Origin of the sequence: Phenylobacterium sp., from assembly GCF_004297125.1 — a bacterium.
GTDB lineage: Bacteria > Pseudomonadota > Alphaproteobacteria > Caulobacterales > Caulobacteraceae > Phenylobacterium.
The window spans coordinates 77,442-92,742 of the sequence record NZ_SCVD01000019.1 but is presented as its reverse complement, the minus strand read 5'-3'; the positions used below and the strand labels follow the sequence as shown (position 1 = coordinate 92,742).

Genomic DNA, 15,301 nt, shown 5'->3' with positions numbered 1-15,301 from the left:
ACGCGAAGGTAGACCTCCCCGGGGGGGCCGGCCACTCGGCGGCGAGCACATCCTGCAGACGACAGCCCGAGCCTGACGACAAAATCCTACACTCAACGCCACGTGGGAGACTAGACCCGATCCACGCGCCGATAGGAGAGCTGAGCCTTGGACTTCGCCTACGAGAATCCCGAGCTGGAAGCCGCCATCGGCCGGGCGGGCAATGTGGACGATCTCGAGCGCGCGCTCCGGGCGCTCAGCGAATTGGTGCCCACGTTCATGCAACCTGACGTGCGGGGCTGGAAGACCTTCTGCCCTGGTCTCGACAAACAGGTCGCGGACCTGCCGCGCCGGCTAAAGCTCCAGGATGTCTTCATTGAGAAGAGCAACGACAACGTCTGCATCGTTGCGACCCGCTTCTACGGTACAGGGGGGCACAGCAAGGTGGCCTCCGACATCGGCCGACTGATCGGTCGCGAGCCCACGACCATCGTGCTTACGGACCTCTACCGCCAGCTCAGCCAAAAGATGCTGATATCGGGTCTTCCCGCGGCCCATTCCTGCCGCGCGCTCGCCCTTCTGTCCGCGCCGACCATGGTCGAGAAGATCGTCGAGCTGTACATGCTGCTGGCCGCCATCCGGCCCAGCCGCATCTTCCTGATGCAGAACCATATGGATCCGGTGGCCGTGGCGGGCGTCTGGCCGTTCCGCAGCGTGGTCGAGTTTCTCCATCACGCCGACCATCAGCCGGGTCTCGGCGCAACGCTCCCCTTCTCGTCGCACGTGGACCTCACCTACGCCTGTCACCGGGCCTGCCAGAGCGCGGGGCTCGATCCCGTCTGGGCGGGCATGACCGTGCTAGCCGAAGGCATCGCCCCACCTCCCCCGGCGCCCCGGCCCGTCCGGAGCCTGCGCTTCGCCACCTGTGGCTCGAAGCACAAGTACATGCACCCGGCGAACCACGCCTGGAGCGCGTTCGCGGCGGCCGCGCTGGGATCAGCCCCGGACTCCACGATCATCCATATCGGTCCTGTCGACGAGGCGTTGACGCGGAGCGTCCACGACCCGCTCTTGGCGGCCGGCATCGACCCGGCCCGCTACCGCTTTGCAGGACCGGCGCCTGATCTGCGCGAAGCGCTCATCGAGGAAGAGATCGATGTCTACCTAGCCAGCTATCCCGACAGCGGCGGGCGCGCCAACCTGGAGGCGCTTGCCGCCGGCTTAGCGCCCATCGTCCCGACGGCCGCCGAAGCTGGCCCGCTCCTGCACTTCGACATGGCCCTTCCTTACTGGGTGCGCATTAACACCCCGGACGAGATGCCGGCCGCCATCGCACGCAGCTTCGAACTCTCAAGTGCGCTGCGTTCGCCGGACGGGCAAGCCGCTCTTCATGCCGAATTCTCGCGCTTCGAAGACTACGTCCGGTCGGGCGTCCCCACCTAGGGCAACGGGATTGCTTCATGGGCGGCTATCGCAAAGACTGCCGATTCGGCGCTTCCAATCCAGAGAAACACCCGCCTTGCCGGTCTCCGAGCTTCGAGATGAACCCGCATGCGTCATCGGCCCCGGCGTCCCGGCGGCGGGGCCGATGACGCTCTCACATGACCTGCCGGACACCTATATCCCGACGCCGTTCGAGCCCACGATCAACCTGCGTCGGGTCACCCGCGAGGTCTGGGGGGTCGAGTTCGACGAGGTTTGTCGTCCCGTCACGCGTGGCGAAGAACCCGAGCCGAGCCGCTCCGACGCCTTGGTCCCGCCCGCGGAGCTTGCGCTGCGGCCGCGCGCCTGAACATGCGTCCCGGAAGCCGGTCCCGTCGATGATCGTCTCGCAACTCCGCGCCGGGGCAGTCTACGCCCTGTCGAACATGGCGCTCATCTCCGGCTCTTCGCTGATCTATTCCCCGTCCCTGGACAAGGGGTTCGCGACGTTTCCCCTCAACACGGCCGAGGAGTATCTGCAGGATGAGGTGATGTCGCGCATGCGCCGCGTTACGAACGGCGGTCAGGTCGAGTTCGAGCTGACGCAACCCGTTCAATTCATGGCCCATCTGAAGCAGGACGCCGTCCCGCTCAATCTGATGCATTCCCACAACTACTACCACTTCCTCATTGAGGCGCTACCTAGCCTACTGTTTCTGCTTGAGCGGCAGGTGATCGGCGGGAGTTCGATCATCGTCTCGGGCTTGCTGCATCCGAACATGTGGACGGCGTTGAGATACCTGCTGTCGAACGCCGAGATGCCGGTCCTCCAGTTGCGCCAGATGCAGATGGTCACCTGCGACAAGGTCGTGACATCGCAACCTGCGTCACATGCCGCCCAACTGCTGGAGGGCGGCACGTCCGACTGGCAGTACGACAGTCCGAAATTGCGAGCCTTGCGGCGGCGCTTCGAACCGCTCTGGGCGACCGCGGCCGAACAGCCACGGCGGAAGATCTATGTGCGAAGGGTCTCGCGCGTTCGGAGCCTGAGCAACGCGCCTGAGGTCGAGCAACTGGCGCAGGAGGCCGGCTACACTGTCGTCCAGCCGGAGCGCATGGGCTTCTTCGAGCAAGTCCGGCTGTTCAGCCATGCCTCGCACATCATGGGGCCGACCGGAGCTTGGGCCGCCAACCTGCTCTTCGCACCCCAGAACGCCAGCATCGACGTCTTCTACCCCGAGACCGCGCGCACGCCGAAGACGGTCTGGGGAACCCTTGGAGAGGCCTTAGGGGCCAGCGTCAACGACATCTATTGTCCGGTCACCCGCGTTCACGCGCCATTCCCGATCCACTCTGATTTCCGCGTTCCGCTCGACTTGCTCGGAGATCTTCTCCGCCGGAGGATCTGAGCTGGGGCGCCCTTGGCGGTGAGGTTGCCAGACTCGCCTCTCGGGGGCAGACAACCATCATGGAGAGCTCTTCCGCCACACCTCCCGACGAAGTGCTGGCCGCCCGGGAGGCCATCGCAGACCTGGTCAACCAGAACCGCCTCCTGGACTCCCAGCAGCTGTGCGCGACGGCTCGGCACGCCTTTCCAGCCGACCCCTGGCTCGCCACGATGCAGTCCTACATCCTGCTGCGGATGGGCGAGAGCGAGCGGGCTGGCGCCGTCGCGGCGGAAGCGATCGGCCTGGGCTCGGAGGACCCGTTGGCGGTGCTGGTGCTGGGCGTCTCGCACCGTAACCGCGGCCGCCACGCCGAAGCCGCCGAGGCGCTGCTCACCGCCTCGCGGCAGTTTCCCGACCGTACCGACGCGGCCATCATGCTGATTGAGGAAACGGTCGCCGCTCACGGGATCGAAGCTGGGCGCGCGGCGTACGAGGAGGCGTGCGGCCGGTTGCCTGACCACGCCGTGACGACTTGTTGGGCCAGGATACTCTTCGACGCCGAGTTGCACGACGAGATGCCGTTTGGCGTGGTGTCGGCGCCCTACATGTCGGTGCCTACGTGGGTGTCCCGAACCGGGTCAACGCTGGATTTCGCCGGCGAGCAAGAGGTGATCCGGGTCGAAGACCCCCTCATTTTCGGCGAACCCCCGAGCACCACGCCGGCGGTCGACGTCCGAGGCTACGGCATCTATGCATCGATCCTGCGCGACGCGACGATCTTCGCCAAGTCCAGCATCGTCCTCACCGCCGACGGCGTCGCGCTCAACGACACCCTGGCCGACGAGCGCTTCGGCAGGTTCGTCCACATCCCCCACGAGACCATGGTGATTTGTCGCGACGAGGAACGGCTACTCCTCGACGTCGGCAGGTATCAGGTGACGGAGCTCGACGCCGGCGTCATGTTGTCGGGCGGCGCATCCGAGCACTTCGGCCATTGGGTGCCCGAGTATCTCTGCAAGCTGGCTTACTTGGAGCAGCATCCGCGTTTCCCCGACCTGCCGATCATCGTCGACGCCGACATGCCGCCCCAGCACGTGGAATTCCTCGGCCTGCTGGTCCCCAACCCGATCGTGGAGATCCCGGCCGGCACGGCTCTGCGATGCCGCGAGCTCCTCGTGGCGTCGCCGTCGACGTTCTTCCCCGTCCACCTGACGGCGAACCACGAGGTCCCGCGCGAGAACCAGGGCGGCATGCCGACCCGCTGCTTCCGCTTCATCCAGTCCCGCATCCTGGAGCGCGTGAACCCGCCTCCCACGCGCGACCGCAAGCTCTACCTTTCGCGCAAAAGCAGCACCTGGCGCCTGCTGACGAACGAAGACGAGATCACCGCCGCCCTGGCCGCCCGTGGCTTCGAGATCATCTATCCGGGCGACATGAGTTTCATCGAACAGGTCCAGATGTTCCAGTCCGCGAGCGTGGTCGTCGCCCCCAACGGCTCGTCCCTGCTGAACGCCATCTACTCCCCGAGCGACCTGAAGCTGATCGTGCTGTCCCAGCGCGGTCTGTTCAACTGGGGCACGTTCAACGGCTGCATGACCGAGCTGGGCTACAAGATGATATTCGTCTGCGGCGACGGCGACCCGCAGCAGAAGCACGCCAACTATGCGATCGCGATTCCCGACCTCTTCGCGGCGCTGGAATCGATGTCGGAATGACCTCGTCCGTAGCCTCCCGCGGCGGCACATTGACAACGTCGACGGCGCACGGATTAGTCGCCGACATCGAGCCTAGGCGTTCGGGCGCGCTCGCCGGATAGCCACAGACCCCGGAACCGGCCGCGGCGAGCGAGCCATCGCATGATCACCCCGAAGAAGATCCCCGTCGCCAGGCCGAGGCTGCCCCCCGCGGGCGCCCTCGCGCCGTACATCGAGCGGATCGACGGCGCGCGCTGGTATTCGAACTTTGGCCCCCTATGCATGGAGTTCGAGGCTCGGTTGGCGGCCAGATTCGGCCTTTCGCCGGCGGGGATCTGCACGATCTCGAACGCGACCCTGGGCCTGGAACTGGCCCTGAGGACGGCGGGAGCCAAGCCGGGAACCCTGTGCCTGTTGCCCAGCTGGACGTTCTCGGCCTCGGTGCATGCGGTGCTCGAAGCCGGCCTAATTCCCTGCTTCATGGACGTGGACGACCAGGGCCTGATCACACCGGATCTCGTACACGAGGCCCTGACGGCGGCACCCTCCGAGGTCGGGGCGATCATGCCGGTCGCGGTCTGCGGCCAGCCCATCGATCCCGCGGTCTGGAGCCGCGTCGCGCAGCAGAGCGGCATCCCCGTGGTGCTGGACGCGGCGCCGGGCTTCGATGGCGCACGCGCCGGCAACCTGCTGTCGGTGGTGAGCCTGCACGCGACCAAGATCCTGGGCGTCGGTGAAGGTGGCTTCGTGATGTCGTCGGATCCCGACCTCGTCGCCTCTGTCCGTCTGAAGTCCAATTTTGGCTTCCAAGGCAGCCGGGAAGCGCTGACGCAGGCCACCAACGGCAAGCTCAGCGAGTACGCCGCCGCTGTCGGCTTGGCGGGTCTCGACGAATGGCCGGCTCGGCGTGCGGCGTTCCAGGCCGCGGCGCAGCGCTATCGCGACAATCTTGCGGATATTCCGGGCGCCTGGCTGCCGGCCGGCTGGGGTCAGGACTGGTGTTCCACAACCTGTGTCGTCGGGCTGCCGGAGCCCGCCTGTCTCATGCCGGTTCTCGACTCCCTTCACGGGGCCGGTGTCGAGACCCGCGCGTGGTGGGGCCGCGGCATGCACACCCACCGGGCGTTCGCCGGCTATCCGCGCCTCGCCCTGCCGGTCACCGAGCGGCTCGCCGAGACGATCCTGGGTCTGCCGTTCTACATCGACATGACCTTCGAGGAGATCGACACCGTGTGCGCGGCCCTGCGCCAGGAACTGCGCCGCTGGCCGGAGTCCGGCGCTTGAGCCGCGTGGTCGAGACACCCGCGGCCCTGCGGGACGGCCTCATCGCGACCGCCATGTCGCGGGACGAGATCGCCGAACGGGTGATGGAGCGCGGTGAGCTCGTGATCCTGAAGCAGGCCTTCACGGACGAAACAGTAACGGGCGTCCGGACGGCCGTCGCCGACTGGGGGCGACAGGTCGCCGCGGCAGAGCTGGACGACTTCACGGGCAACTACCATCGCCGCAGAGTCCATGTGGCCCGCATCCAGCAGGCGCCGCACGTCTTCCACGACTATAATTTCAACGACCTGGCCGCGGTGCCTGACGAGTTGCAGAGGACGCTGCGCGGATTCTTCGAGCCCCTCCGTGAACTCTACAACGCCCTCACCGCCAACGAGGTGCGCTTCGAGATTCCGGCGTCAGGGCCATACGTGCATCCGCAGCTCATCCACTATCCCAGCGGCGGCGGCTTCTTCGCCCGGCACTGGCACAACCTGGAGCCACAGAAGCTGGGCTTCATCGTCTCCATGGCGAAGCGCGGTCGCGACTTCCGCAACGGCGGGACCTGCTTCGAGATCGACGGAGACGTGGTGGACACCGAGGCTCACCAGGAGATCGGCGACATACTGGTCTGGCGCTACGACCACCCCCACTGGGTGACCCAGTCCGACCTCAAGGACAAGTTCGACTGGACCAGCGACGCTGGCCGCTGGGTGGCCACCTTCGCCTACTTCGATCCCAAAGGCTGATCGATGCCGACCGAGCTCAAGGCCAGCAAGTACCGGTGCCCCAAGTGCGGGTCGGGCGACTTCGCGATCACCACCACCCGGTGGACCTGTGGAAGCTGCGGCCAAGCCTACGCCTGCTCCGCCGGGATCCCGAAGCTGTTCCTGGATGAAACCCTGGGCGCCCAGGACCGCAAGCTGCGCGACACCCTCTACGATGGCCTGTTCGGCCGGCTCTACCAAGTGACCATGCCGGCGATCGTCATGCCCGTTCGGCCGCTTTCCATGTCGTGGCCCTACTGGAGCGCCTTCGCGGTGGTCTGGGTGGTATTGCTGGGGCTGGTCGCCGCGGTTGTTCGGGCGGCGACCAGCCCCCACGGCTTGGTCCTTGGCATGATCTCGCTGGCCGTTCTCGTCCTGATCGCGCTATTCCTCGCCAAGCAGCGCTACCTGTTGCACCTGCTTTGGGTGGCGGTCCCAGCCTGGCTCTCGCTGGCGCGCAGGCCCTTCTCTCCAGCCGAATCCTTCCCCCAAGTGCATGAGCGCGTCCTGGCGCCGTTGCGCGCGGCCGGCCGGCGGCTGCAGGTGCTGGACGTCTCCACCGGGTCCTGCAACTCGCTTTACCGGCACGGCTGGATGAGCCTCGACGCAGACTACACCGCCATCGACCTGTCCGAGACCATGCTGAAACAGGGCAGCGACATGATGAGCGACGCCGGCGTGCCGGTGGACCTCGTGCTGGGCGACGCCATGGCGCTGCCTTTCCAGGACGGCCAGTTCGACGTGGTCACCAGCTACGGCGCGGTGAACGGGCTGACCGATCCACCGAAGGCGATCGCGGAGATGGCCCGCGTGGCCAAGCCCGGGGGCGTGCTGCTGTTCCTCGACGAACAGATGTACTCGGACCCTACGCCCGTCGAACGAGCCTATTTCATGAGGGTGCTGTCCGCGCACAACGTCATCCACCGCTGTCCGGTGGAAGCCTTTCCGCCGGAGCTGACGGACGTGCGGGTCAGTCAGGTTTACCAGTTCTACTACATCTGCACGGCGCGGAAGGCGGGGGGCTGACCGCTCAGGCCGTCAGGTTGATGAACATCGCCCCGCCGCCCACGAAGCTGCGGCGGACCCTAGGGCCGTACTCGACGATCGCGCGGTCGGCGACCTTCCGCGGCCCATCGCCGTGGGGCCAATTGTAGTCGTCGAAGATGATCCAGCCGCCGGGCGCGACCAGCGGCCCCCAGAGGGCGAAGTCCTCGGCGACAGCGGCCTCATCGTGGTTGCCGTCCAGATGGAGCACCGCGATGGAACCGGCGAGCGGCGTCTCCCCGAACTCGGCCGAGGTCACCGCGCGCGAATTCACATAGAGCGCATGAGCATCGGCCGAGGCCATCCGCAGGTAGTTGAACGGCGCGCTGGCGCAGGCGAGCATCGCCACCAAGAAGCCGGCATAGACTACGTCCCAGTCCCAGCCGCCGGACGCCTCCTGGATATGGGTGGGCGCGTCGGTCTGGACGGACAGGCCGAGATTCCAGGGATCGACGCACAGGGTCGCGCCAATCCCGCACCACGCGCCGATGCGGTTCAGGACGTAGCTGCTCTTGCCGTAAAGGGCGCCGATCTCGACGATGTCGCCCCTGGGCGCTGTCGGCACGATGCCGCACAGCGCCAGCACCTTCTCGCGCGAGCATTCGCCGTGGATCGTCTCCACCTGGGCCAGCAGTCCGCCCAAGAGCGCAGCCGGGAGCGGCGAGGGAGCCTGGGCGTAGGCGGACGCGATCCCAAGACCAGCCTGGCCATCGGCCAGCGCATCGGTCACTCGGTCCATCTGCCGTCTGAACGGACCCGGTCCGATCACTTTAAGCCCGGGCAGCCGGCGTGGCAGCTCATGCTCCAGCAGGTGAAATGTGGGCGCATGCGGCGTGTAGAACTCGGTGACCTGTTCCCGCGCCACCAGGGCGGCGAGAGCGTCGAAGAAGTCCGGAGCCCCGATGAACGGCAGCCGCGCCCAGGCATCGAAGGCCGGCGTATTGGGATCGACCTCGAGTGACGAAGCGCCGACCACGCGGCGGCCCCACTGGCCGGCTTCGCGGGCGAAGTTCGCGGCGGCCTCAAGAGCCGAGGGGAAGACCAGGATGGTCATGCGTCCTCCAGGATCGCACAGCCGATCCCCGTCGTGCCGAAGCCGTCGCCGTTGTGGAACATGATCTTGCGCCCATCCGCGGCGACGACGCTGGGATAGGACATGGTGGCGGAGTTCCAGCCGACGCCGGTGGGTTGCAGACCCTCAGGATCCGGCCGTCGCACCCAGTCCCGGCCGTTGGTCGAGGTGGCGTAGCCGATCCGGTACGAACCGGCGCCGTCCCGATACTCGCGGCTGTTGCGATAGCTGAACCACATCTCGTAGCCTTCCGCTGTCCGCATCACCGATGGCCGGGTGTTGGCCTCCAACTCGTGCAGCTTGGGAATGCAGGGGTGGCCGGTCTGCCGCCAGCGCAGACCGTCGTCCGAATAGGCCACGTGGATCTGGTAGGTGGGCTCGAACTTGCCGTCGATCTCGACCCAGCCCGTGCCGGAGCCGTACCACATGGTCCAGAGGCCATCCTCGATGAGGATGTTGGGCGCCATCGTCATGTAGGGTTCGTCGGGCGTGCGGTCGACGACGGGGCCTTCGAAAACCCGCTGGAAGGTAAGGCCGCCGTCCAGGCTGCGGGCAACGCCCACCGACATCCGATAGGGCACGTGGCCCCCACGGCTGACGCCGCCGTAGTAGAGCCGCAGCTCCTCTCCGACGGCCACGATTTGGCTGCCGATGACCCCGTCCTCGTCGTGGGTGCCGGGCTTGCCGAAGTCCATCACCGGCTGGGGATGCACGTAGAGCAGGCGCGTGGGATCGGCGCGGTCCAGCTCGATGAAGCCCGTACGGCTGCGGTTCTCGGCGTTTCGGGTGCCATAGTAGACGCGGATGCGGTCGCCGATCAGAATCGCCGCCGGCGCCTGGGCGTGCGTACGCGACCAGTCAAGATCGCCATTCGGCTTGAATACCGCGCCAAGTTGCTTCCAGGCCATCGGACGCTCAACGCTCCCAGTAGCCGTTTGCCGCGACCAGGGCGCGGTAGTCCTCGCAGGTGACTCCGACCAGGATCCGATCCCAGTAGCGGCCGCCGCGGTAGTACCAATCGCGCTGTCGGCCCTCTTCCCTCCAGGCGCATTTACCGCAATAGACCGCCAACGAGGCGTCGTTGTAGGCCACCATCGAACCGTCCAGCCGCTTCAGGTGCAGTTCGTCGAAGGCGTAGCGCATTGTGGCCATGATGACGTCGACCCCAATGCCTTTGCCCCGCATGGAAGGGTCGCCCAGCATCATGCCATGGAAGGCGTTGTTGTCCTTCCAATTGATGTCCACCAGGTTCGCCGTGCCGACCAAGCCGACTCCGGGATAGTCGATGGCGAAGCGCTGGTTGAGCGGGTCCCCGGCCAGACTATCAAACCACAGCCTCGTCTGGCGGAGCGAACTCGGGAAGCGCCAACCGCCGAGTAGCGCCCAGAGGTCGGGATCGTTGCCCCAACGGTGCAGGATCGGAAGGTCCTCCTCTTCCACCGCCCGCAGCGTGACGACCTTACCCTTGATGCTCATCGGATCGCTCCACCTCGCGGCCGCCCCGGTACGCCGGAAAGAAGCCGTTGTCTTCGGCGCCCGCGCTCAGCGCCCGGTACGCCGCGGCGTCCAGGACCGCGCCGCACAGCCAGGAGGCGGCGATTCTGTTTGAGAAACCTTTCTTGAACCGCATCAGTCCATCGGTCGGATCGTCGCCCGCCCCGGCGGCCCCCCCGAAATTGATCGCGTCGCAGTCGGTCAGGGCATCGATCGCTAAGGCGTTCACCGCATAGGCCGCGCCGCTGCGATAGCCCTCGCGCGAGGAGGCCGCCAGATGGCTCACTGCATAGCCCTGGTGCGTGACGAAGAGGTGCGCCGAGACCAGCTTCTCGTCCAGGAACGCCCCGAACGTCCGCAGGCCCGGCATCCCGGCCAGGGCCTGGTGGTGCGCTGCGGGGAAGGCGTGAAGGCCACCGAGCCCGTGGCGGGCGGAGAGCTCGCCATAGAGCTCCTCCCACGCCGGGAGGTGCTCGGCCAACGCGATCTCGCGAGCCTCGACCCGCCCGGCGGCGCGGCGGATCTCGTAGCGATGGTGCTTGTCATAGGCCTGCGGCCCCAAGGCGCGGTCGTAGACGAAATGCGACTTGAACCGCCGGACCATACCAAACGCCGACTCCAGGCTCTCCAGAGCCGGCCGCAGGCGGTCGTCGACCACCAGCACCACAGACACCAGGCCGGCGGCCGCAAGGCCCGCCAACCCGCCCGCGATGTCGGCGTCGGGCGTCAACACCGCCAGGGGATAGGCGCCGGCCGCGTCCAGCAGGTCGACGCCAGGAATAGGCCGGGTCAGGACGTGGCAGCCCCACTCGGGCGCCCAGATGGCCGCTCCCGCGTGCGCCAAACCGCGAGCATAGGCCTCTGTGGCGTAGGGATGCGTCACGCTAGGACCTCCACGACACGCTCGGCTATCCGCACCATCTCGGCCTCGCCGTAGCGATGGTCGCAAGGCAAGGTGACCAGCTCCCGTGTCCAGCCGGCTTCGCGAGGGAAATCCGCCTCAGCCGCCGCGATGGTGGGCCAATGCACCGCCGCGAAGATGCGTTCGGCGTGCAGGGCCGCCAGCAGGTGGTCGCGGGCGCGAGCGGCCAAGCGCAGCACATAGCCCAGCGGCGGGGCCTGCGGATCAGGGGGCAGGGCCGACCAGCGGCGCAGGCGCGCGTCCAGGAACCGCCAGTTGGCCCACCTTGCGGCAGCCAGGCCGGCGATCGGCGTTTCGGAGAGGATGGAGAGGCTGCGCGCCGTGATCGCTTCCGGCCCGGCGCGCATGGCCGCCTCCTTCGTGCGGCTGGCGGCGTACCAGCGGGCGTTGTCGGCGCCATGCGGATCGGCATGCCGCAGGAGCGCTGGGCGCCACAGCTTGTCCTCATCCGCCACAGCGGCGGGCTGGGGCAACGGGGCGCGGCCCTCCGGCGCGACCAGGATGCCGCCGTCGGCGACGCCCAGCAGCTTGCGCGGACTGTACAGCGCATATCCCGCGCACGGACCAAGGCCCGGGCCCAGCGCTTGCGCACGGTCCTCCACAATCCACAGGTCGCGCCGGCGGCGAGCGAAATCCCGTGCGCTGTCCCCTATCGGCAGGCCGAACTGGGCGACCAGGAGGACCAAGTCGGCCGTCGTGGCTTCGGCTTCGACGACCGTGAGGTCCGGCTCGAAGCCATCCCTGACCGGATAGAAGCGCAGCCGGTCGCGGAACGCAGAGCCCATCAGATCGACGCACAGGAAGGCCGGCAGCCAGATCGTCGCCTCCGGAAGCAGGGCCGCCAGGGCCGCGAACGCCGACCGCGCATTCGCGTAGGCGGCGAAGGGGCGCCCGCCGGTCCAGGTCTCCAGAACGCTGGGGCCTGTCGCGTCGCTACCGGGCCGGTGGAGCTCGAAGAACCCACCGATGGGCGTGATCGGGCCGTCCGCCCTACCGGCAGCCATACCCGCCGTCGAGCATGAAGCTGGAACCTGTCGAATAGCTGCTGGCGTCGGAACAGAGGAAGGCGATCATGTGGGCGACCTCGTCCGGTTCGGCGTAGCGCTGCATGGGGATCGACCCGGCCGCATCGGCACGGCCGAGGCCATTGTCGACGCGCCGCATCATGTCCGATACGACCGGACCGGGACAGACCGCGTTGATCCGGACGCCGGACGCCGCCGCCTCACGCGCAGCCGAGCGCACCAGCCCCAGCACCGCATGCTTGCCGGCGGCGTAGGCGCTCATCATCGGCATGCCCATGGTCCCGGAGATCGACGAGAGCACGACGATACTGCCCTTGCCCTTGGGCTTCAGGACCTTCAGCGCCGCCTTCAGGCCCAACCAGACGCTGGTCACGTTGAGCGTCATGGCTTGGTGGAAGTCGTCGTCGGCGCAATCCTCCAGCGCCCCGACCGGACCCTCGCTACCGACCGCGAGGACGACGCACCCTAGACCTGGCCCAGCCTTCGCGAAGATCTCCGCCACGTCGCCGGGGTCGGTCGCATCGCCGCGAAGCCACGACGCGTGGTTCAGGGACTGCGCCAGGGCCTCCACCGCCGCAGCGTCGCGGTCGGCCAGGACCAGCGGATAGCCTTGAGCGGACAGGAGCCTCGACGCCGCCCGGCCGATCACACCCGCCGCCCCCATGATCAGGATGCTAGGGAGCTCGGCCATCGGCGATGCGCTCTCGGTCTGCATAGGCCGCTGGCATAGGACGGCGTCGAGGACGGCGCCAATGGATTTTGACCGCTGCTCCTACGGAGCCTGGAAGATCCCCTCGCCCCGGCTCGTCGCAGCTCCACGCCATCGCGGCCGCCTTTCGTCTCCGACCGAAGCCACTGCAGATCGGGTATTTGAAATCGTATCGTTGACATTGGCGCCACTTCTGATCGAATTTGATTCAACGGCCATTCTCCAATAGAGCCGTTCCACCGGGGAGGGAATCAAAGATGATCCGGATGCGCGGTCGTGAATCCGCTGTTCTTTCGCTTGTCGACGGCGGGCGCGCTGCGCTACTCGCTTCCGGCGCGGCGCTGACCCTGATGGCCGCCCCCGCCGCCGCCCAGACGGCCCGGGAGGCCAACGAGCTCGAGGCCATCACGGTCACCGCCCAGAAGCGCGCGGAGAACCTGCAGGACGTGCCGCTGTCGATCGCGGTCGTGCAGGGCGAAACCCTCGAGAACCTGAAGCTGAACGAGGCGACGGACATCTCGAAACTGGCGCCCAGCGTCACGTTCATCAATTCGGCCGGCCCGCGGAACTTCGGCTTCTTCGTGCGCGGCATCGGCACCTCGACCTTCGCGGCCGAGACCATCGAAGGCTCCACCGGTTACGTCCTGGACGGCGTGGTGCTGGGCCAGGCGGGCTCGGCGCTGGCCGACCTGCCCGACATTCAGCGGCTGGAGGTGCTGCGCGGACCGCAGGGCACCCTGTTCGGCAAGAACGCCTCGGCCGGCGTCATCAACATCGTCACCCGCCGCCCCTCCGAGGAGCTGGACGTCCGGGCGAGCGCCAGCTGGGCCTGGCCGGACGACGAGCGGAAGATCAGCGGCTACATCTCGGGCCCGATCACCGACACCCTGCGGTTCTCGCTGTCGGGCCGGCGCAACAAGCGCGACGGGATCATCGACAACGTCCGCGACGGCCGCAAATTCAACGACCGCAACGATGGCGGCGTGCGCGGCAAGCTGGAGTGGGAACCGAGTGACGCGCTGCGCGCCACGTTCACCACCGACTACTACAAGCGCCAGGCCGACTGCTGCCTCTGGACGTTCGCGGTGGTGGGCGGCGCGCCGGGCGCGCCCGAGACGCTGGGCGCCGCGGCCGGCATCGTGGCCGGGCCGGACAACTTCAAGCAGAACCTGGACGGCGACGTCTTCGCCAATGGCAAGAGCTACGGCGCCTCGCTGCAGGTGGACTACGAACTGGGCGGCGGCTTCACCCTGACCTCGATCAGCGCCTACCGCCGCTGGTTCACCCGCGACGGCCTGGATTCGGACTCCTCGCCGCTCAACCTGCTGAACGTGAACTACGCCGACCTGAAGCAGAACCAGGTCAGCCAGGAGCTGCGCATCGCCTCGCCGACCGGCGGCTTCATCGACTATGTAGCCGGCCTCTACTACTTCCGGACCGGCGTGCATTCGGCCTCGACGCAGATCTTCGCGACGGTGCCCCTGCCCTTCTTCGCCCGGGTCGCTGCGATCGACGCGGAGACCCGCAACATGGCCGCCTTCGGCCAGGCCAATTTCAACCTCTCCGATGACCTGCGCCTGATCGCCGGCGCGCGGCTGCTGAACGAGCGGGTGGAGGCCGACAAGTCCCGCTTCGACCCGCGCCTGAACCTGCGCGACAGCGCCTCGGCCTCCAAGGACAAGGACGCCCTCGTCTGGCGCCTGGGCGCCCAGTACGACCTCAACCAGGACGTCATGGCCTTCGCCACCGTCACCCGCGGCTTCAAGGGCGGGGGCTACGACACCAACATCGGTGTTTCGACCCTGCGCGACGTGCGGCCCGAGAAGCCGACGGCCTACGAGATAGGCCTTCGCACCACCTGGCCGGACCTGCGGCTGGTGATGAACCTCACGGCCTTCTACGAGAAGGTGAAGGACTACCAGAGCGCTGGTCGCGACCCGGTCACCGCGACCTATCCGATCTCCAACGGCGAGGCGAAATCGCGTGGCTTCGAGTTCGACATCCAGGCTCGTCCGTTCCGCGACGTCGACTTCACCCTGATCGCTGGCGGCGCCTACGTCGACGCCGAGTGGGGCGACTTTCCCAACGCCCCCTGCTTCGGCGGCCAGACCGTGGCGGAGGGATGCATCGGCGGGGTCCAGCAGGACTTGACCGGCGCGCGCCTGCCGTTCTCGCCGATGTGGCAGGGCAATATCGCCGGCCACTACGAGACCGACGTCGCCGACACCTGGCGGCTCACCCTGGACGGCAACGTGAGCTACCGCTCCGACACCCTGATCGCCTTCCCGAACAACCCGCGCACCGAGCAGAAGGGCTACGCGATCGTCGATGCGGCGATCGGCGTCGGCCCGCAGGACCGGCGCTGGAAGGCCTCGCTATTCGCCAAGAACCTGTTCGACCAGGATTACCGCGCGGCGATGTTCTCCACGCCCTTCGGCCATGCGCGCAGCCTGAGCCAGTTCCAGGTCTACGAATCCCAGCGCGTGGTGGGCGTCGCCCTGGACCTCGACTTCTGACGTGGC

General features: G+C 67.4%; 14 protein-coding genes. 8 read left to right on the top strand and 6 right to left on the bottom strand.

The window, feature by feature from the left end; translation table 11 throughout:
- Positions 1 to 147 precede the first annotated feature (147 nt).
- The 7 genes from EPO51_RS08745 (at position 148) to EPO51_RS08715 (ending at position 7,539) form a co-directional block, all read left to right on the top strand.
- Positions 148 to 1,422: a hypothetical protein gene (locus tag EPO51_RS08745; RefSeq protein WP_293348849.1), complete on the top strand. Its 1,275-nt coding sequence runs from the start codon at positions 148 to 150 to the stop codon at positions 1,420 to 1,422.
- A gap of 145 nt (positions 1,423 to 1,567) precedes the next feature.
- On the top strand, positions 1,568 to 1,771 hold the full coding sequence (locus tag EPO51_RS08740; RefSeq protein ID WP_293348846.1) for a hypothetical protein: 204 nt from the start codon (positions 1,568 to 1,570) through the stop codon (positions 1,769 to 1,771).
- A 28-nt stretch (positions 1,772 to 1,799) separates the two neighbouring features.
- Positions 1,800 to 2,810, top strand: coding sequence for a glycosyltransferase family 61 protein (locus EPO51_RS08735; RefSeq protein ID WP_293348843.1), 1,011 nt, complete (start codon positions 1,800 to 1,802; stop codon positions 2,808 to 2,810).
- A 59-nt stretch (positions 2,811 to 2,869) separates the two neighbouring features.
- Entirely contained in the window at positions 2,870 to 4,504 is a 1,635-nt protein-coding gene (locus tag EPO51_RS08730; RefSeq protein ID WP_293348840.1) for a glycosyltransferase 61 family protein, read from the top strand.
- 141 nt (positions 4,505 to 4,645) lie between these two features.
- Positions 4,646 to 5,767, top strand: a complete 1,122-nt coding sequence (locus EPO51_RS08725; protein ID WP_293348837.1) for a DegT/DnrJ/EryC1/StrS family aminotransferase — start codon at positions 4,646 to 4,648, stop codon at positions 5,765 to 5,767.
- Positions 5,764 to 6,495, top strand: coding sequence for a hypothetical protein (locus EPO51_RS08720; protein WP_293348834.1), 732 nt, complete (start codon positions 5,764 to 5,766; stop codon positions 6,493 to 6,495). The genes EPO51_RS08725 and EPO51_RS08720 overlap by 4 nt, the downstream gene beginning before the upstream one ends.
- 3 nt (positions 6,496 to 6,498) lie before the next feature.
- Positions 6,499 to 7,539 (top strand): methyltransferase domain-containing protein, encoded by a 1,041-nt coding sequence (locus EPO51_RS08715; RefSeq protein WP_293348831.1) that lies wholly within the window; start codon positions 6,499 to 6,501, stop codon positions 7,537 to 7,539.
- 4 nt (positions 7,540 to 7,543) lie between these two features.
- On the opposite strand, the gene EPO51_RS08710 is transcribed toward EPO51_RS08715, so the two are convergent.
- From EPO51_RS08710 to EPO51_RS08685, 6 genes are read right to left on the bottom strand one after another with little or no spacing between them, the layout of a single operon-like run.
- Positions 7,544 to 8,611 (bottom strand): class I SAM-dependent methyltransferase, encoded by a 1,068-nt coding sequence (locus tag EPO51_RS08710; RefSeq protein WP_293348828.1) that lies wholly within the window; start codon positions 8,609 to 8,611, stop codon positions 7,544 to 7,546.
- Positions 8,608 to 9,537, bottom strand: a complete 930-nt coding sequence (locus tag EPO51_RS08705; protein WP_293348825.1) for a glycoside hydrolase family protein — start codon at positions 9,535 to 9,537, stop codon at positions 8,608 to 8,610. Before EPO51_RS08705 ends, EPO51_RS08710 begins: the two co-directional genes overlap by 4 nt.
- 7 nt (positions 9,538 to 9,544) lie before the next feature.
- A complete protein-coding gene (locus EPO51_RS08700) occupies positions 9,545 to 10,105 on the bottom strand; it encodes a GNAT family N-acetyltransferase (RefSeq protein ID WP_293348822.1) in 561 nt (186 codons plus the stop codon).
- Positions 10,089 to 11,006: a GNAT family protein gene (locus tag EPO51_RS08695; RefSeq protein WP_293348819.1), complete on the bottom strand. Its 918-nt coding sequence runs from the start codon at positions 11,004 to 11,006 to the stop codon at positions 10,089 to 10,091. The genes EPO51_RS08700 and EPO51_RS08695 overlap by 17 nt, the downstream gene beginning before the upstream one ends.
- Entirely contained in the window at positions 11,003 to 12,049 is a 1,047-nt protein-coding gene (locus EPO51_RS08690; RefSeq protein ID WP_293348816.1) for an aspartate aminotransferase family protein, read from the bottom strand. The genes EPO51_RS08695 and EPO51_RS08690 overlap by 4 nt, the downstream gene beginning before the upstream one ends.
- Positions 12,036 to 12,761 (bottom strand): SDR family NAD(P)-dependent oxidoreductase, encoded by a 726-nt coding sequence (locus EPO51_RS08685; RefSeq protein ID WP_293348813.1) that lies wholly within the window; start codon positions 12,759 to 12,761, stop codon positions 12,036 to 12,038. The genes EPO51_RS08690 and EPO51_RS08685 overlap by 14 nt, the downstream gene beginning before the upstream one ends.
- 275 nt (positions 12,762 to 13,036) lie before the next feature.
- Between EPO51_RS08685 and EPO51_RS08680 the strand changes: the two genes are divergently transcribed.
- A complete protein-coding gene (locus EPO51_RS08680; RefSeq protein ID WP_293348811.1) occupies positions 13,037 to 15,295 on the top strand; it encodes a TonB-dependent receptor in 2,259 nt (752 codons plus the stop codon).
- The last annotated feature ends 6 nt before the right edge of the window (positions 15,296 to 15,301 follow it).

Coding starts and splice junctions, on each gene's coding strand:
- EPO51_RS08740 (WP_293348846.1), top strand. CDS start 1,568: ATGACGCTCTCACATGACCTGCCGGACACCTATATCCCGACGCCGTTC.
- EPO51_RS08735 (WP_293348843.1), top strand. CDS start 1,800: ATGATCGTCTCGCAACTCCGCGCCGGGGCAGTCTACGCCCTGTCGAAC.
- EPO51_RS08730 (WP_293348840.1), top strand. CDS start 2,870: ATGGAGAGCTCTTCCGCCACACCTCCCGACGAAGTGCTGGCCGCCCGG.
- EPO51_RS08725 (WP_293348837.1), top strand. CDS start 4,646: ATGATCACCCCGAAGAAGATCCCCGTCGCCAGGCCGAGGCTGCCCCCC.
- EPO51_RS08715 (WP_293348831.1), top strand. CDS start 6,499: ATGCCGACCGAGCTCAAGGCCAGCAAGTACCGGTGCCCCAAGTGCGGG.
- EPO51_RS08710 (WP_293348828.1), bottom strand. CDS start 8,611: ATGACCATCCTGGTCTTCCCCTCGGCTCTTGAGGCCGCCGCGAACTTC.
- EPO51_RS08705 (WP_293348825.1), bottom strand. CDS start 9,537: ATGGCCTGGAAGCAACTTGGCGCGGTATTCAAGCCGAATGGCGATCTT.
- EPO51_RS08700 (WP_293348822.1), bottom strand. CDS start 10,105: ATGAGCATCAAGGGTAAGGTCGTCACGCTGCGGGCGGTGGAAGAGGAG.
- EPO51_RS08690 (WP_293348816.1), bottom strand. CDS start 12,049: ATGGCTGCCGGTAGGGCGGACGGCCCGATCACGCCCATCGGTGGGTTC.
- EPO51_RS08685 (WP_293348813.1), bottom strand. CDS start 12,761: ATGGCCGAGCTCCCTAGCATCCTGATCATGGGGGCGGCGGGTGTGATC.
- EPO51_RS08680 (WP_293348811.1), top strand. CDS start 13,037: ATGATCCGGATGCGCGGTCGTGAATCCGCTGTTCTTTCGCTTGTCGAC.